Raw genomic sequence first — 17,271 nt, forward strand, 5'->3', positions numbered from 1 at the left:
AGAGAGGAAGTGTATCTTTGTGGCCGATGAATACATCCAAAAGATATTTTCTGGAGTTGAGTTATCATGGGGCTGATTTTCACGGTTGGCAATCCCAAAAAAATGCCCATTCGGTACAAAAAGAAATCGAATCGGCTCTTTCAACCTATTTTCGCAAACCCATCTCCATAATGGGAAGTGGCCGCACGGATACTGGCGTACATGCGGCCATGCAAGTTTGTCACTTTGATTTTGAAGGGACTGTTGATTTGGAACGGACCGTCAAAGCACTTAATGGAATCCTCCCTAAAAGCATCGCCATTCATACTATTCGCCCAGTCAATCCTGATGCGCACGCAAGATTTGATGCGGTAGAACGATCATACTTCTATCGGGTGATTTTCCGAAAAAATCCTTTTTTGGATCAATTTGCCTGGGTTTGTTTTCATTCCCCTGAGCTGGATAAAATGAACCAGGCAGCCCGGTATCTCTTGGATCATGAGGATTTTGAATGCTTTAGCAAAATTCACACAGAAGTAAAACACTTCAGATGCCAAATTAAGTCTGCCCATTGGGAACAAAAAGAGGGGGAATTGTTATTCCATATAACCGCTAATCGTTTTTTACGTGGAATGGTACGGGCAATTGTAGGAACTTTGATGGAAATTGGCTTGGGCAAACGCCATCCGGATGAAATGAATCTAATCATCAAATCCCGTGAGCGATCCAAAGCAGGTAAAGCAGCACCAGCTAAAGGACTGTTTCTCAGTAAAATCATCTATCCTAACGAAATCTATTTAGACTAGCATACCTTGAGCTTAGAAAAAGAGAAAGAATCATCTGGAGAAATCGTCGACACCCGTGTCCTGCGACAGCTCTATCGCTATGCGCAGCCTTATAAGGGGAAATTTTATTTATTGATATTCCTGACCATTGCTTTAGCTCTACTGGCACCGACACGCCCTTATTTTATCCAAGTGGCGATTGATGATTATGTGGCGATTGGGGACAGTCAGGGGTTGATTCGAATGATTTACATTTTGGTGGGACTCATGATTCTACAAGCTGGAGTTCAGTGGGCCCACACCTTTTATTCAGGCTGGATCGGACAGGTGATTATTCGGGATATTCGAATCAAACTATTCAAACATCTTTTAAAACTCAAGCTGAAGTTTTTTGACAATACGCCCATCGGAAGACTGGTCACGAGAAATATTTCAGATATTGAGACATTGGCTGATGTATTCAGTGAAGGGTTGGCGGCAATCATCGGAGATTTACTTCAATTGGTGACCATTTTGGCCGTAATGTTCTATATCGATTGGAAGCTGACTTTGGTCAGTTTGTGTACCCTTCCGTTGATGATTATTTCGACATACATTTTCAAGGAAAAAATAAAGGTCACTTTTAATGATGTTCGAAACGCGGTCTCCAACCTCAATTCCTTTCTCCAAGAGCATATCACAGGAATGAATATCGTCCAGATATTTAATCGGGAAGAACGGGAATTTGAAAAATTCAAAGAAATCAATCGGGAGCACCGAAGAGCTCACATCCGTTCGGTTCTTTATTATTCCATTTATTTTCCTGTAGCGGAAATCATCCAAGCGATTGGAATCGGTCTGGTCGTTTGGTACGGAGCAGTTGGCGTATTGGGGATGGAACTCCAAATCGGTGTTTTGATCTCCTTCATCATGTATTTGCAGCTATTTTTTAGACCGATCCGTATGATCGCCGATCGATTTAATACGCTTCAGATGGGAGTGGTGAGTTCGTCTCGTATTTTCAAACTTTTGGACAGCAAAGAACACATCGCCAATGAAGGGACTTTTAAGCCTGAAAAAGTCCAAGGAAATTTATCATTTCGAAATCTCTGGTTTGCTTATGTTGACGAGGACTTTGTCCTGAAAAACATCAATTTTGAAGTTAAAAGAGGACAAACCATCGCTTTGGTCGGTGCCACAGGAGCTGGTAAATCTTCCATTATTAATCTCCTTTCCCGATTCTATGAGATTGATAAGGGCGCCATCGAAATCGACGGTACTGATATTCGGGAGTTTGAATTGGATACCTTGAGAAAGCATATCGGAGTGGTCCTCCAGGATGTGTTTTTATTCTCCAATACCATTTATTACAATATCACTTTGGGAAATCCAGACATCAGTCGCGAGCAAGTCATGGAAGCTGCAGATATGGTCGGGGCACGAAAATTCATCGAGCGCCTTCCCGGAGGCCTGGATTATAATGTCATGGAGCGTGGATCTACGCTTTCAGTAGGTCAGCGACAATTAATTTCTTTTGTTCGGGCGATGGTTTACAATCCTGAGATTATTATTCTTGACGAGGCTACCTCCTCAGTGGACACCGAAACGGAGGAACTTATTCAAGAGTCGATTGAGAAGATGATGAAGGGCCGAACGTCCATCGTGATCGCGCATCGCCTTTCCACCATCCAAAAAGCAGATCAGATCATTGTATTGCACAAAGGAGAAATCGTTGAGCAGGGTACCCACGAAGTTTTATTGGAAAAAGGCGGATTTTATACCCAGCTGCATCAAATGCAACTCAAGTCCATGGCAATCTAGCCTGGAATTTGCTTTCTATCCCGAGAAAAATTAAACCAACCATACCGTGAAAAATCTATTATTGGCAATTTTTGCTCTTTTACCTTTTATCAGTTTAGCTCAAGAGCGCGGAGCAGGCGTACGAATCGGAGAACCATTTACCTTGACCTACAAGGATTTTATCGATGATTACTTTTCTTATGAAGTGATGATCGGAAGTGGAGGAATCAATGGTGACGGGTATTTTCAGCGGGATTTTGACAGTAATCCGCCCTCATCAAATGCTTTTTATGTGGGGCATACTGCTAGAAAAGGCGTTTCGTTTCATGCCAGAATGGCCTATCATGAGGACATCACCGATATGTTTGAGATTGAGCAAGGCTATCTTTTGGCCTATGGTGGAGTCGGTGCACAGCTACGGACTACCCGGGTAAATTATACTTACACCGAAGGCCAGGTGGGAGGTGGTATTGAACCCATGCGTGAAGAACGAACAAATGCTGATTTTGGTCCTGAGGCTTTTGTCGGTTCAGAATACTATTTTGATGAACTTCCAATTGCCGTTTTTGTAGAAATTGGTATGTTTTTAGAACTTCTAGACCGGGTTGGACACATCAAGGGTCAAGGAGGAATTGGTGTCAGATACCTTTTCTAACCTACCGATGAATCGAAGACTTCTTATCATTTCCCTAATCCTCATATTCGTAGTAGGAATGGGGTTTTGGCTTTTTGACCAAATGGGAGGTAATAATCCCATTGAAATTTCTTTAGTCGAAAAAAGACCGGAGCCTTTATCAGGGATTTATTTTGTCGGCGTGCCGGGAGACGAGCGTTTAGCGAAAGCTTTTGAAACGATAGAAGCCCAAAAAAGCCTTCATCCTGGGACTGCTTTACATACGATTTATGAAATCGAACCTGCGGGCAAGTTGGATACCATGCGGGTATTTATAGGAATTAACGCCCTGATTTCTGCGGATTTGATGGAATATAGACAGTTTGAGTCCTCCCGATTTTTGCTCGCTAAGGTCAACGGAAGTAAATGGGTCATGCCAGGCCCCAATACGGTCAAAGAAAAAATCATAAGTTTTGCAGATTCGGCAAACCTCAAATTATCAGAAATTTACATTGATAAAATCATTTCTGAGCGGGAAGTTCATGTCATTGCGCTGATCAAGGACTAATGCTGTTTTACATTTTTTAACCAACCCTTGGCATTCTTTTAGCGTGGAAGAATTTATTACTTCTTTAAACCCTAAATATATGAAACGACTCAGCGCAGTTTTTGGCTTCTTGGCCTTAGTCCTATTTCAGGCTTGTGAAGGCCCTCCCGGTCCACAAGGCCCTCCCGGATTTGACGGGCAAGACGGACAGGATGGGGTGAATATCGTTGCTACGACATTTCAAGTAAACTTTGATTTTACTCAAGAGGAAAATTACGAGGCCATATTTGACTGGCCAGAACCCATCTTCGAAAGCGATGCGGTCCAGGCTTACATCCTTTGGGAAACTGATGGAAATGACACAGAAATCTGGAGAGCACTTCCGCAAACTGTTTTCTTTGAGGAAGGACCACTAGTCTATAATTATGATTTCACGGTTTTTGATGTCAGACTTTTTTTAGACGGTGCGATAGATCCAACATTACTTGGACCTGAATGGACAGACAATCAGGTTTTTCGAATCGTTGTAATCCCTTCTGATTTCCCAGATGCTCGAATCGATTTGACTAATTACGAAGCCGTGACCAAGTATTTGGGAATCACCGAAGAAGACTTCAAAAACAATACCTTGCTTCCCAAGAAAAAATAATCGCTAAACCAACTTAACTATCAACAGGATTGACGCTTTGCGACGATCCTGTTTTTTTAATTGCTCTCCTTTTCACCTCCAAATATTATTTGCTTCCTATCTTTGCAGCATGCAACTCCAAAACGATCTGCTGCTTCGTGCAGCCAAAGGTGAAAAAGTAGAGCGCACGCCAGTTTGGCTGATGCGGCAAGCCGGACGTATCCTTCCTGAATACCGTGCAGTAAGAGAATCAGTTTCGGGTTTTATAGAGCTCGCACAAACTCCAGAACTGGCTGCTGAGGTTACTATTCAGCCGGTAGATTTACTCGGAGTAGATGCAGCGATCATTTTTTCGGATATTCTGGTGATTCCTGAGGCGATGGGGTTGCCTTATGAAATGGTTGAAAAACGTGGACCTTGGTTTCCCCAGACTGTTCAATCGGAATCAGACCTTAAAAAATTACGGATCGCTGATGGAGCCAACGACCTTTCCTATGTGATCAAAGCGATCGAAATCACCAAAAAAGAATTGGCCGGGCGAGTTCCGTTGATCGGATTTGCGGGAGCGCCATGGACCATTTTTGCCTATATGATCGAAGGAAGCGGAAGTAAGACTTTTTCCAAAGCTCGTGCAATGCTCTACACCCAACCCGATTTTTCGCATCGCTTGTTGCAGATGATCACCGATTCCACCATCAATTACCTGAAAGCTCAAATCCAAGCCGGAGCGGATTTGGTCCAGATTTTTGACAGCTGGGCTGGAATTTTGGGTCCAAAGCAATACCATGAATTTTCATTGAAATACATCGCTCAAATCTGTGATGCCATCGATGAGGTCCCTAAAACTGTTTTTGCAAAAGGAGCATTTTTTGCGCGGGAGGAAATGGCAAAATTAACCTGTGAAACCATCGGTCTGGACTGGAATATGGGAATCGCCGAATCCCGAAAATTAATTGGGACAGAGAAAACGCTTCAAGGAAATCTCGATCCTGCGGCGCTTTATGGCAATCCGGATCAAGTCAGAAAAGCTACCCAGGAAATGATGGAACAATTCAAAGGCTCACGGCACATTGCTAATCTGGGCCATGGTGTCTATCCCGACATTGATCCTGAGATGGTCAAAATCTTTATCCAAACGGTCAAAGAGTTTTAAATTCGGACCACCGAAAAACCCGAACTTGGTTTGAAAAACTTATCGGTTTTGATCCTATCCAATAAGTTGGATCTTATCCCCGACTTTGATTTCTCCGGCTTCCAAAGCCACGGCATTTTGCCCGAAAAGCACTTTGTTATTATTGGTTCTGTAGGTCGCCAAAGTTCTCAAGGGCTCTTTGCCTAATTCTGCCGTTTGCTGATCCACTGTGGTCATCACGCATCGTGCGCAGGGCTTTACGACTTGGAAGTTCAAGTTTCCGATTTTCAATTTCCGCATAGAATCCTCCAGGTAAGGGGTCCCTCCCGAAAAGACAATATTGGGGCGAAAACGATCCATTTTTACGGGGATATCCAGTCTCGAATTAAGATCATCCAAAGACGACTGACCGATGACCAAGTAAGGCATCCCATCTGCAAAACTGACAGTTTCGCCATTTACTGCATATTTTGGACTCACAGGACGATGTGATTGTTCAGTCATTTTGACTAGGATTACATCGAAACCCAAGCTATCGGAAAACCATCGATCATAGTCCGAGCCGACTTTTTTCGCCTCCATCTGATCATCCCAAACGGTCACCAAGATCGACTCCTCTGTACATTCATCAAAAGGAATAAAAATTTGACTTTTCGGATCATTCTTTTGAAATACAGAAAGTCCATCTGCCTTGATTTCTACCTGAAGCAAAGCCATCTTGTGAATTTTGCGTTGGGATACAAACATCCTATCAGGAGTGACCAACATCCATCTCCGATCATAGCGAAAGCCTCTTTCTCTGACTTCCGCGGATTCCACTCGGATCCCTCCGAGCGATTTGATCGGATAAATAAAAATATCTTGTACCTCTAATTTTTCACTCATTTCATTTCTATTATCAAGTGTTGATCATTCGTTTTTCTGGCTTACCTGAATTACCCAGAGCCCACCTCGGAGAAAAACCAAATTCGGCTTAATATAAAGTATCTTACATTATGGCTTTGCTGAAAAGCAAAGAAAAATACAGTGGATTTGGGACTACCAAAAACAAAACGAGCCAAAAAGCCCGGAATTTTCTTCCAAATAGAAAATCAATCCAATCAGAAGTCCTACAGCGAGCCATCGAAGTCGCTCGGCTATTTTGTGAGTAAAATTCATCTTCATCTTAGTTTAGAGATGATGTATTCCGGTCAAAAGTTGCATGATCAATCGCTCAATTAAAAAAACTGCCAATTTCACAATTACCGATTAATTCTTCGTGCCAAAAACAGCGGGATCAACTCAAAAACTGCCAACGATTCTGACAATCTGACACGAAAATTCGGCAATTAAGGGATGGCACAAGCATTGAAGAAAGGGAAGCATATCGAATTAGCAACTAAATAAAAATTATAATTATGGGAAAAATTATAGGCATTGACTTGGGTACTACCAACTCCTGCGTAGCAGTCATGGAGGGAAATGAGCCTGTAGTCATCCAAAACAGTGAAGGCAGAAGAACCACACCGTCAATTGTGGCATTTCTGGACAATGGAAATGGAGAGCGAAAGGTAGGTGACCCAGCGAAACGTCAGGCCATTACCAATCCAGCCAATACCATTTCTTCAGTAAAACGATTTATGGGAAAGAAATTCTCTGAAGTTTCTGATGAGAAAAAGCATGCTTCCTATAAAGTAGAGCAAGGACCAAATGACACAGTAGCCATCAAAATTGGTGACCGCTCTTATACTCCTCAGGAGCTCTCGGCGATGATCCTTCAAAAAATGAAGAGTACCGCTGAAGATTTCTTGGGACAAGAAGTGACTGAAGCCGTCATCACCGTTCCGGCATATTTCAACGATTCCGAGCGTCAGGCGACCAAAGAAGCCGGACAAATCGCAGGTCTTGAGGTAAAACGTATCATCAATGAGCCTACCGCCGCCGCTTTGGCGTACGGTATGGACAAGAAAAACAGAGATATGAAAATCGCTGTGTATGACCTTGGTGGTGGTACCTTTGATATTTCTGTTCTCGAGCTCGGTGATGGTGTTTTCGAAGTAAAATCTACCAATGGTGACGTTCACTTGGGTGGGGATGACTTTGATCAGGTAATTATTGACTGGCTAGCCAGCGAATTCAAGTCTGAAGAAGACATTGATTTGAAGCAGGATCCTATGGCGCTTCAGCGTCTGAAAGAAGCTGCTGAAAAAGCAAAAATTGAGCTTTCTAGCTCTTCTTCCACAGAAATCAACCTGCCTTATATCACGGCTACTCAGACCGGACCAAAGCACTTGGTCAGAACGCTGAGCAGATCAAAATTTGAGCAGCTTTCTGAAAATCTTGTAAAAAGATCCATGGATCCATGCAAAAAAGCCTTGGCTGATGCAGGTATGGATCCTTCAGAAATAGACGAGGTGATTTTGGTGGGTGGTTCTACCAGAATACCAAAAATTCAAGAAGAAGTAGAGAAATTCTTTGGCAAGAAACCATCTAAAGGGGTAAATCCTGATGAAGTGGTCGCTATCGGCGCTGCGATCCAAGGTGGTGTATTGACTGGAGAAGTGAAGGATGTACTTCTCTTAGATGTGACTCCTTTATCCCTTGGTATCGAAACAATGGGTGGAGTTTTCACCAAATTGATCGAATCCAACACTACTATCCCTACCAAAAAATCCGAGGTATTCTCCACCGCAGCTGATAATCAGCCTGCAGTAGATATCCATGTATTACAAGGAGAGCGCTCCATGGCCAAGGATAACAGAACGATCGGAAGATTTCAGCTTTCTGATATTCCACCTGCACCACGCGGCGTACCTCAAATCGAAGTGACCTTCGACATTGATGCCAACGGTATCCTTAATGTATCTGCAAAGGACAAAGGAACCGGCAAAGAGCAAAAAATCAAGATTGAAGCTTCATCTGGACTTTCTCAAGAGGAAATCGACAGAATGAAAAAAGAAGCAGAGGCAAACGCAGCTACCGACAAAGCGGAGAAAGAAAAAATCGACAAACTCAATCAAGCTGACAGCTTGGTCTTCCAGACTGAAAAGCAACTGAAAGAATACGGAGACAAACTTTCTGAAGGAAACAAAACCGCCATCTCAGGTGCTTTGGAAACCCTCAAATCTGCACATCAAGCTCAAGACCTAGCTGGAATTGATGCCGCTATGGAGGGATTGAACAAAGCTTGGGAAGCAGCCTCTCAGGAAATCTACAACGCCACTCAAGGTGCTGGAGCGCAGCCAGGTCCAGATGCCGGAGCAAGCTCAGGCACATCAGAATCCAGTGACGGAGTATCGGATGTAGATTACGAAGAAGTCAACGAAGACAAAAAATAAAGATCTAAACCAACATGAGAGCGCCTGAGCATATCGCTCAGGATCTCTTCTTTTGAGAGCCAAGAGTCAAGATGAAAATCGAGAATCTTGGCTCTTATTTCTTAAATATCGAAAATCCACATGCAGCTCACAGCCGATAACAAACTAAAAAATCTCATTGTCGTAGGGGATCGGGTATTGATCCGATTAAAAAAACCCAACGAAAAGACCGGTTCTGGACTTTACTTGCCTCCTGGCGTACAGGAAAAAGAAAAAGTACAGCAGGGATATATCATCAAAGCCGGACCGGGTTATCCTATCCCTTCTCCTGTGGAAGAGCACGAGCCTTGGATGGAAAATGATGAAAAAGTCAGGTACGTCCCCCTTCAGGCCAAAGAAGGAGATCTAGCTATATTTCTTTTATCCGGAGCCCATGAGGTGGTTTATGAAGGAGAAAAATATTTTATCGTTTCCCAAGGAGCTATTTTAATGCTCGAAAGAGAACAAGATCTTTAAATGAAGGAGAAAAAGAATTAACCAAAAAGAGCTCGGATATTACGAGCTCTTTTATTTTTAATGCCACCAGAATTTTTTCTTTTTCAGGGCCTTGGGTTCAATATAGGAAGCTTTTGAATTTACCTTGACCTTCTTAGAATTTTCCCAAACTTTTTGATTCTTGGCTTCCAATCCTTTTGGATTGTTGATTTCGGTTCGGGTTTGGACATTCAGTGTTTTAGATTCACTAGTCCAAAATTTAGATGATTTGGCATTTACTCCTTTTTCAAACTGGGGGCTTTCAAAGGCTGTGAGTAAATTAACTTCTCTTTTTTTCTCCCAAATTTTCTGATTTTTTGCTTTCGGGCCTTTGGGCAAATCCTGCCCAAAAGAAAAACCTCCTATCATGAGAGTCGCAGCTAATAAAAGGGTCTTTTTCATATCTCTGTATAATTGGGTACACAAAAGTATACAGAAATAAGACTTTTTTGTTTCGGAAATCAGTATTTATTTTAGGTATTATCCTGTTTTTTAAAATTTTATTCTTAAATACGAAATTTTTCAAGCTAAAAACAAGGTTAAATTTTAAGCTAATTTGTAAAACAACACCCTAAACTTCACTCTTTTGGATCATTTTTAATCCCTCAACCTTTCAAAGAACCCTCTTTACTAAAAAAACCGAGGTGAAAATCACCCCGGCTTTTCTAACAATAGACCCTGTTTTTAATTAGAATGCAAAAACGGCAGCAAGTAAAACCGAAGAAAGATTTTTGGATGCTGCCAAATCTTTATTCATGAAAAACTCATTTTTCATGGTATCCAGTCTGAGTTCTGGTATGAGTGTCAGATTTTTTCCGATTTTGGCATTTCCAGACAATGTCACCGCAAATACAGATCCGTCTCCATCCTCATCGATTCCCACCACTCCATCGAGACCGTCATTAAAGACATTAAAATATTCTCCCCGCAATCCCAACCCAAATTTTTCAGATGTAGTCGTTTGCAGATATCCTGCAAAGCCATAAAAGCCATAGCCATTCCCTCCGATTTCTTGAATATCCGATCCACTGAACAATTCGCCGGATGCCGTACTATTGTAGGTGGTGTTCACTCCCACATACAAGGCCTCGGTTAGATTAAAACCAGTGGTCAAATCGATCTGAAAGGTATTCCCCCCCGAACTTTGTCCATCAACTAAGGATCCGTCGTTGACCAGCTTTCCATCCTGATCTCCATAGACTAGGTTTAGGTAGGTACTCCCCGCATCGGTAGAATACCCCAATTGAGCGCCGAGTGTATAGGTTCCGTTGAGGTTAAACTCCGTCATATCTGTCGGGTTCATCACCGATGTCATCAAGGAGAATTTATCTGACAAGGCAAAGTCAACCTTAAGTCCGGTATGGGAAAAAGGACCATAGGAAAACATATAGGAGGTAGAATAATTGAAATTACCGGTTGGTGAAATGACCTCATATCCCAGAAAGGTATTAAAATTACCCATTGTGAATGTCACCTTCTCGGAGACATTCCAATACACATATAATTGATTTAAGATTTGAGAACTACCCGCTACTCCACCCCCGTAAAGCGGAGAACCAAAAACTGCATCTTCGCCTCTTGGTCCAAAGACCAAATCTACAACAGCCCCGATTTTTTCTCCTTCGTAAGTGGCGATAATATTGGCCATCCCTAGGGAGAAACCGGGTAAATTCCCAAATGAAGTGGCTGGAGCCATGGTATTTTCCCCTTTGTTTGGGGCATTTAAGTTGGACCGAAAATAGGCATCAACTGAACCTGAAAGCATCAGGGTAGGAGTATCACTTTCTGAGGTTTCTTGAGACAATACTACATGAGTGGAGCTAATCGCTACGCATAGAATTAGTAAGAATATATTTTTCATTTTACTTTTGAATGTTGGTGAATGATAGAGTTGACCAATAGGACCCTGACCCAATCGAAAGAGAGTCGCGTTTTTTTTCTTTGGGCAGGGTTCTTTATTTTTTTTGATTATTCGTCAAAGACGATGGTATATCCTCGGATTCCATGTTCGTGAGAATCCAGTCCAGTTCGCTCATGCTCTTCTGAAACCCGGATTCCCACAGTCTTTTTCAACAGGAAGAAAATACCAAATGCCGCAGTGAAGGCAGTAGCCCCGCAGATGGCCACACCGATAAGCTGAGTAATAAAGGAGTGATCAGGATTTGTGGAGAAAATCCCAACGGCTAAGGTCCCCCAGATTCCGCAGGTGAGGTGAACCGATACAGCGCCTACGACATCATCTAGCTTCATCCGGTCCAATAAAATTGCCGAAAGCACCACCAAAATTCCTCCGATAAATCCTACCAATACCGCAGATCCTGGATTAATGACATCCGCACCTGCGGTAATCGACACCAAGCCTGCCAAAATACCATTCAGCACCATACCCAAATCCAGTCGCTTAAAGGTAAAGTAGGCCGTTAAAAATCCTCCCAACCCACCAGCACAGGCCGCAAGTGAAGTTGTCACCAATACAAAAGACACTAATCCCGGGTCTGCCGAAAGGACAGAGCCTCCATTGAACCCAAACCAGCCCAACCAAAGCAAAAAGACACCGATGACAGCAAGAGGAACACTCGCACTTGGTTTTTCGATGGTTTTTCCATTGACATATTTTCCAATTCGGGGACCGACCAAAATCACTCCAGCCAATGCTCCCCATCCACCCACTGAGTGGACAAGCGTACTCCCCGCAAAATCATAGAAGCCCATTTCATTCAGAGCTCCACCTCCCCATTTCCAGCTTCCAATGATTGGATAAACTAGTCCGACAAAAAGCAGGGTAAAAAACAGATATGCTCCTAATTTGACCCGCTCGGCAATCGCACCGGAAACTATCGTGGCGGCGGTGGCTGCAAACATCGCCTGAAACAGAAAATCGGTCCAGTACGTGTAGCCTCCATTTGCATATCCGGATGTGATATCCGCAGAGCCCGGGGCAAACCAAAACATATTCCACCCTGCTGAGTCAAAACTCAACCAGCCTGGAACATCAAATCCGGGATACATTAAATAAAACCCTATGGCAGCATAGGAAATTATCCCGATAATGGGAGTCACGGTATTCTTAAACAGAATATTCACCGTGTTTTTGGCTTGACCAAAGCCGGCCTCCACTCCGGCAAAACCCAGGTGCATGATAAATACCAGCGCCGTGGACAACATCATCCAGACATTGTTTGTGGTCAGGATGTTTTGGGATATCTCCAGAGAGAGATCCATCGCGGCCATGTCATTGGCCAACAGGGTTGCAAAATTCTTCATAGGTTTGAGATTAAATTTGAACTTTTTTCAAAATTTTATTGGGTTAAAATGAAATTCAGCCCAAACGAATGTAAAGTAATTTTGTTCAATAAAAAAAATCACTTTTTCATTTATAACCATTTTTTATTGATTTTATGATTGTTTTTAATACCTATTATTGAAAATAATTCAATAAAAATGGATTTCTTGGCTGATTTTTAAACCTTCTAGTTAAAAAAATATTATTCTGTTTTCATATAGATAATTTTTTGAAATCGATTCCGAAAATGCAGAATCAGTATAAAAAATAATTATTACGGATACTAACGGAATTAAATTCTATTTTTAATATTTTTTTACAATATCATATTGTTTAGTGGATATTATCAAAAATATAAATTTTTAATCCTTGGGTATTTTTTTAACCTAAAAATCAATTTTTTACATTTTTTTGAAAAATTAGCCTCCTTTTTAAAGGCAAAAAAGAAGATCTCCCTAAAAAAATGGAGATCTCACCTACTTGGAATAACCTGAATTTTATTGGCGATGCATCTGAGCAAATTCCTTCGCGAAATAACTTAGTATGACCTTAGCTCCGGCCCGTTTTATACTGGTCAGCATTTCTACAATCGCTCGATCATTCTCCAACCACCCCTTTTCAACCGAGGCTTTCAGCATGGAGTATTCTCCCGATACATTGTAGGCTGCAATTGGCAAAGGATAATTTGTATTCAAAAGCTGAATAATATCCAAGTATGCAAGAGCAGGCTTGACCATCAAGAAATCGGCTCCTTCCATGAGGTCAAGTTCAGCTTCAATCAAAGCTTCTCGACTATTAGCCGGGTTCATCTGATAGGTTTTCTTATCCCCAAACTTCGGGGCTGAATCCAACGCATCCCTAAATGGCCCATAAAATGCGCTTGCATACTTGGCAGTGTAGGACATGATAGAAGTGTCAGTAAATCCATTTTGATCCAGTAGCTCACGAATAAATCCTACCCTCCCGTCCATCATATCAGACGGGCCCAGAATATCCACTCCTGCCTCTGCCTGCGCCAAAGCCATTTTTCCCAAAATCTCCAAAGTCTCGTCATTGAGGATTTTACCATCTTTGACCAAGCCATCGTGACCATCACTGCTGTATGGGTCCATCGCCACATCTGACATCAGGCAGATTTCTGGAAATTCCTTTTTGATCTCACGCAATCCCTTGAGGTAAAATGTCTCTGGATTGTAGCTTTCAGTAGCAGTGGTGTTTTTCAACTGCTCAGGATAAGCGGGAAATACATCGATTGCTTCAATTCCCAGCTTCATGCACTCTTCGACTTCCTTCAGTAGGGTATCAATAGAAAAACGGAATATCCCAGGCATCGAGCTCACTTCAATTTTTTTTCCTTGGCCTTCGACCAAAAACATCGGAAAAATCAGATCCTTTACAGAAACTGATGTTTCTTCTACCAAATTTCGTATTGCTTGAGATTTTCGATTTCTTCTGGGTCGTCGGTTCATGGATTTTTTGGTTTCTTTTGCCAAAGGTACAATCAAACCTCCCCTTCTTAAAATCCTTAAGAAATAATCATCAATTCCCTCTCAAAAAATCGGATTTCCGTAAATTGAGGAAAATAATTTTTCCATGAACCAAGTAAAATACATCCAAACACTTTTTGGTCAGAGAGAGACTTTTCAATGCCTAGATGTCCGGGATCTGAACACGATCCGCGCAATCCCTAATCCATTATTTAAACCTTTGGGTATTTGTACTCATTCCGAACTTCAAAAATTAAAAAGGAAGGGTTTTAGTTCCGAAATAGGAAGTGAACTGATGAAACGGGTCGAAAAACTAAGCCATTATTTCCAACCCAACACCCCAATTCTTCTTTTTGACGAGGTCCCCCAGCTTATGGCTCAGGCCATTTGGCAACATTTTCGTCCCCAACATCAAGTTTTCATTTATAAAGGAGGAATGAAAAAACTACTTCTTGAGGCGGAAACTGTGTTTTCACGCCACTATGATTTCATGGTGCTTTGCGGGCCTACTGGGGTGGGAAAAACGGACTTATTGGAAGAATTATTCAAAAAAAACCAACAAGTCCTCAATCTAGAATCTCTGGCAAATCATCAAGGTTCTACTTTCGGCAATCTAAGACAGGAGAACCAAGCCCCACAAGAAACCTTCCTGCTGAAACTAGCCGCCAAATTAGATTCCTTTGACCCAAAGCTTCCCGTCTTCACCGAGTCAGAAAAACTAAGTTTAGGGAAAAATATAATCCCTTTAGGACTTTCTGAGCAACTTGAAAAAGGAAAAATGATCCTACTTACGCTGTCAAATAAAAAAAGAGTCGAACGGCTGGTTTCCCAATACGCAGGCATAAATGACGGGGTGCTAGCTGAGGGTATAGAAACTCTAAAATTTAGAATAGGAAAGGAAAAATCAGTAGAAATTCTTTCCCATTTGAAACGGAAAAATTATGCATCCGTGGCGGAAGGGCTTTTAGCATACTTTGATCACTCCGATTCCTATCAAAAGCCGCAAAAAAAAGAGCTCTTTGCCACCCTAGAAAATGGTAACGTACAGGAGTCGGCTGACACCTTATTGTCACAAATTTATTCAAATTATTAGGGCAAAAAAAACGTCTCCCGATGGAAGACGCCACTGTGTTGACACCGAATTATTGCATTACTCTTCGTTATGCTGTTACTCAGACTTCAATTTTCCGTTTTCTTCTGCATGCCTACTCAGATTTCTAACACTCAAGGTGCATTTATCTTTACCTTAGACTGGTTTCTTATTTTGTTCTAAATTAAGCGATTACGTATTATTTTCCAAGACTTGATCAAAATTTAATCCGCTACTTCCCTCGCCTCTTCCGGTACGTTTTCTTCTCCCATACCAGGTGACGATTTTACCATGATACCAACGCGTGCGCTGATAGGTGCCCGTTAATTTAACTCCAGACCGAGGTACTTCCTCCTCATCAATAAATAGGGGTTGAAGTTGTTCATCATTCGGATTTATACCTTCTCGAAGCAACTGCGTGCGGGGTCTGACTGCATGCGTAGGGAATAACGCTGTAATCCGAGGCATGGATGCTCGCTGAAAATGGACCTCCCGATTGGAGCCATTCCGATGTACCGAGATAAATGGAATCCAATTCTCACTGATTGTATTACCCAGTTGATACTTTAGCATTGCTTTGTAAGTACGTGCTTTAGCTTCAGGGGAATTTGAATCAATCTCGGGAAGGGCTATCCTTGACATTGCCGAAGGCTCCTCCTGAAGCTTCTCTAGTATTTGCTGAAAATTCCGGGCAGCTTCATAGCCGTCGATCGATCCCCCCAAACCGTCAGGAACTTGACTTTCGATCGCCCAAACGAGATTAGCCATTTCATCACGGATCAGTTTAATCTCCTCAATAGGCTCGCTCTCCATGGTTCGGGCAACTACCGGAGGCAGCAAAATACGTTTGTCAAAATCAGGCTTTTCAAACTCTCCCTTTTCTACAGAAAGGGAGAACATATTCCAATCGTTCCAGTCATTTCCAGCTTGATGAGCAGGCTCTATGAAATAATTTTGTCCAAAAGTATCTCTGACGACAATCCCTTCTACCTCAGCAAAAGAGCCGGTAGGGATATCATAAGGGATAGAAAGCCAATCATTACTGTATTGCATGGCATATTGAGTGACGAGGATTTTGGCGATATCAGTATCGGAAGCTTTCAAATTACCCAAATCTATCGATCCGTCTTCCATCTCCCACCAGCGGGAATTGGGCATTCCCGCAAATGCTGCCTCAGTCGGAATCAAGCTGATGACCTTTCTGGTTTTTACCGATTCGTCAAATTCGCTACCTGAAGAAGAATTTTCCTTGCTTACGTCAAATGAATACCAATCCAAATGTCCCTGAAAATACGCTGCGGCAGAAAGTTCAGTTTGTCCGCCATTTCCCTCCTCCACCTTGGCTTTGAAACTATACTCTAACCGCTCCTGATACCAACAGTTGTCTTCGGGATCAACGGGAATATTCAATTCCTCTCTCACAAATTGGATCCAATTACTCGCAGCCACCTCTAAGATCCCTCGATGCTTCAAATGGACAAACTGATCCTTATCTGGACTTTGGTTTTCTGCCAAAACCAGTGAATTGATTTTAGTATAATCTCCGGCTAAAAACACCCATAATTCCAAACCATTTAGGGCCCTGCCAGCCAAGGCTCGAAGAAAGGCCGTCGCTTGTTGTAGACTCAGTTGACGGGCTTTGGAAATCTCCTCGCCCACCGACTCATTGTCTTTATTCAATTCAGGAACCTCAAATGGGAATTTGGCTAAAAGGTTATTTTTGTATTGTCCAGGGTTATAGCCATCTTCTTCAGGGGCATTTGCTCCTTGCTCATCCAGAAGCTGAAGAAATTTCCGACCCCATTTTGCTGCTTTTTTTAAATCAACCTGAGGAATAAGCCGCTCTATCTGTGTTTCAAGAGGGATATTTTCGGAATAGGATGGACTAGAACCGTTTGGAAATTCCAAATTCGAAATCCGGACAGAATTTACCGCCACTTTGGCAAATATGGCTGAACCTGCATCTTCACCCTTGAATTCACCAAACTGGTACTGTCGGGCAAGCATCCACAGGGGATCATGGACACGAGCAGCCAACGCATCTTCTAGCTCCTCTTCCCGTGGTCTACCTTCTATTCGATTAAAGGCCCTAAATGGCGCACAATAAATATTACTCAT

At 42.3% G+C, this 17,271-nt stretch carries 16 protein-coding genes; 10 read left to right on the top strand and 6 right to left on the bottom strand.

All coding sequences use genetic code 11. From position 1 onward, the window contains the following. Positions 1-26 precede the first annotated feature (26 nt). From truA to hemE, 6 genes are all read left to right on the top strand, one after another. Entirely contained in the window at positions 27-785 is a 759-nt protein-coding gene (gene truA, locus BM043_RS13165) for a tRNA pseudouridine(38-40) synthase TruA (RefSeq protein ID WP_092792556.1), read from the top strand. Between the two features lie 6 nt (positions 786-791). After that, on the top strand, positions 792-2,564 hold the full coding sequence (locus tag BM043_RS13170; protein WP_092792360.1) for an ABC transporter ATP-binding protein: 1,773 nt from the start codon (positions 792-794) through the stop codon (positions 2,562-2,564). Between the two features lie 46 nt (positions 2,565-2,610). Beyond that, positions 2,611-3,198, top strand: a complete 588-nt coding sequence (locus tag BM043_RS13175) for a hypothetical protein (protein ID WP_092792362.1) — start codon at positions 2,611-2,613, stop codon at positions 3,196-3,198. A gap of 7 nt (positions 3,199-3,205) precedes the next feature. Then, positions 3,206-3,724 carry a hypothetical protein gene (locus tag BM043_RS13180; protein WP_092792364.1) on the top strand — a complete coding sequence of 173 codons (519 nt, stop codon included), beginning with the start codon at positions 3,206-3,208 and terminating at the stop codon, positions 3,722-3,724. A 79-nt stretch (positions 3,725-3,803) separates the two neighbouring features. Continuing rightward, entirely contained in the window at positions 3,804-4,352 is a 549-nt protein-coding gene (locus BM043_RS13185) for a hypothetical protein (protein WP_092792365.1), read from the top strand. Between the two features lie 109 nt (positions 4,353-4,461). Continuing rightward, positions 4,462-5,484 carry a uroporphyrinogen decarboxylase gene (hemE, locus tag BM043_RS13190; RefSeq protein ID WP_092792368.1) on the top strand — a complete coding sequence of 341 codons (1,023 nt, stop codon included), beginning with the start codon at positions 4,462-4,464 and terminating at the stop codon, positions 5,482-5,484. 54 nt (positions 5,485-5,538) lie between these two features. Here hemE and BM043_RS13195 read toward each other — a convergent pair whose 3' ends face one another. After that, positions 5,539-6,348 (bottom strand): MOSC domain-containing protein, encoded by an 810-nt coding sequence (locus tag BM043_RS13195; RefSeq protein WP_092792370.1) that lies wholly within the window; start codon positions 6,346-6,348, stop codon positions 5,539-5,541. 110 nt (positions 6,349-6,458) lie between these two features. On the opposite strand from BM043_RS13195, the gene BM043_RS19510 reads away from it, so the two are divergent. The 3 genes from BM043_RS19510 (at position 6,459) to BM043_RS13205 (ending at position 9,275) form a co-directional block, all read left to right on the top strand. After that, positions 6,459-6,614, top strand: a complete 156-nt coding sequence (locus BM043_RS19510; RefSeq protein ID WP_177188477.1) for a hypothetical protein — start codon at positions 6,459-6,461, stop codon at positions 6,612-6,614. A gap of 246 nt (positions 6,615-6,860) precedes the next feature. Then, a complete protein-coding gene (gene dnaK, locus BM043_RS13200; protein ID WP_092792372.1) occupies positions 6,861-8,780 on the top strand; it encodes a molecular chaperone DnaK in 1,920 nt (639 codons plus the stop codon). 120 nt (positions 8,781-8,900) lie between these two features. Continuing rightward, positions 8,901-9,275, top strand: a complete 375-nt coding sequence (locus BM043_RS13205; protein WP_092792374.1) for a co-chaperone GroES — start codon at positions 8,901-8,903, stop codon at positions 9,273-9,275. Between the two features lie 57 nt (positions 9,276-9,332). Here the strand turns inward: BM043_RS13205 and BM043_RS13210 are convergent, their stop codons facing one another. The 4 genes from BM043_RS13210 to hemB form a co-directional block, all read right to left on the bottom strand. After that, complete coding sequence (locus BM043_RS13210; protein WP_092792376.1) at positions 9,333-9,695, bottom strand: hypothetical protein; 363 nt, start codon at positions 9,693-9,695, stop codon at positions 9,333-9,335. Positions 9,696-9,981: 286 nt separating this feature from the next. After that, positions 9,982-11,154: a porin gene (locus BM043_RS13215; RefSeq protein WP_092792378.1), complete on the bottom strand. Its 1,173-nt coding sequence runs from the start codon at positions 11,152-11,154 to the stop codon at positions 9,982-9,984. A gap of 107 nt (positions 11,155-11,261) precedes the next feature. Further along, positions 11,262-12,557 carry an ammonium transporter gene (locus BM043_RS13220; protein WP_092792380.1) on the bottom strand — a complete coding sequence of 432 codons (1,296 nt, stop codon included), beginning with the start codon at positions 12,555-12,557 and terminating at the stop codon, positions 11,262-11,264. Between the two features lie 516 nt (positions 12,558-13,073). Then, positions 13,074-14,045, bottom strand: a complete 972-nt coding sequence (gene hemB / locus BM043_RS13225; protein WP_092792558.1) for a porphobilinogen synthase — start codon at positions 14,043-14,045, stop codon at positions 13,074-13,076. A 124-nt stretch (positions 14,046-14,169) separates the two neighbouring features. Here hemB and BM043_RS13230 point away from each other — a divergent pair, with 124 nt between their 5' ends. Further along, a complete protein-coding gene (locus BM043_RS13230) occupies positions 14,170-15,156 on the top strand; it encodes a tRNA 2-selenouridine(34) synthase MnmH (protein WP_092792382.1) in 987 nt (328 codons plus the stop codon). Between the two features lie 189 nt (positions 15,157-15,345). Here BM043_RS13230 and BM043_RS13235 read toward each other — a convergent pair whose 3' ends face one another. Further along, positions 15,346-17,271 (bottom strand): hypothetical protein, encoded by a 1,926-nt coding sequence (locus tag BM043_RS13235; RefSeq protein WP_092792384.1) that lies wholly within the window; start codon positions 17,269-17,271, stop codon positions 15,346-15,348.

Source organism: Algoriphagus hitonicola (genome assembly GCF_900113375.1).
GTDB classification, from domain to species: domain Bacteria; phylum Bacteroidota; class Bacteroidia; order Cytophagales; family Cyclobacteriaceae; genus Algoriphagus; species Algoriphagus hitonicola.

Bases quoted from the DNA above. Each gene is read 5' to 3' on its own strand.
- truA (WP_092792556.1), top strand. From the start codon at position 27: ATGAATACATCCAAAAGATATTTTCTGGAGTTGAGTTATCATGGGGCT.
- BM043_RS13180 (WP_092792364.1), top strand. From the start codon at position 3,206: ATGAATCGAAGACTTCTTATCATTTCCCTAATCCTCATATTCGTAGTA.
- BM043_RS13185 (WP_092792365.1), top strand. From the start codon at position 3,804: ATGAAACGACTCAGCGCAGTTTTTGGCTTCTTGGCCTTAGTCCTATTT.
- hemE (WP_092792368.1), top strand. From the start codon at position 4,462: ATGCAACTCCAAAACGATCTGCTGCTTCGTGCAGCCAAAGGTGAAAAA.
- BM043_RS13195 (WP_092792370.1), bottom strand. From the start codon at position 6,348: ATGAGTGAAAAATTAGAGGTACAAGATATTTTTATTTATCCGATCAAA.
- BM043_RS19510 (WP_177188477.1), top strand. From the start codon at position 6,459: ATGGCTTTGCTGAAAAGCAAAGAAAAATACAGTGGATTTGGGACTACC.
- dnaK (WP_092792372.1), top strand. From the start codon at position 6,861: ATGGGAAAAATTATAGGCATTGACTTGGGTACTACCAACTCCTGCGTA.
- BM043_RS13205 (WP_092792374.1), top strand. From the start codon at position 8,901: ATGCAGCTCACAGCCGATAACAAACTAAAAAATCTCATTGTCGTAGGG.
- BM043_RS13210 (WP_092792376.1), bottom strand. From the start codon at position 9,695: ATGAAAAAGACCCTTTTATTAGCTGCGACTCTCATGATAGGAGGTTTT.
- BM043_RS13215 (WP_092792378.1), bottom strand. From the start codon at position 11,154: ATGAAAAATATATTCTTACTAATTCTATGCGTAGCGATTAGCTCCACT.
- BM043_RS13220 (WP_092792380.1), bottom strand. From the start codon at position 12,557: ATGAAGAATTTTGCAACCCTGTTGGCCAATGACATGGCCGCGATGGAT.
- hemB (WP_092792558.1), bottom strand. From the start codon at position 14,045: ATGAACCGACGACCCAGAAGAAATCGAAAATCTCAAGCAATACGAAAT.
- BM043_RS13230 (WP_092792382.1), top strand. From the start codon at position 14,170: ATGAACCAAGTAAAATACATCCAAACACTTTTTGGTCAGAGAGAGACT.
- BM043_RS13235 (WP_092792384.1), bottom strand. From the start codon at position 17,271: ATGAGTAATATTTATTGTGCGCCATTTAGGGCCTTTAATCGAATAGAA.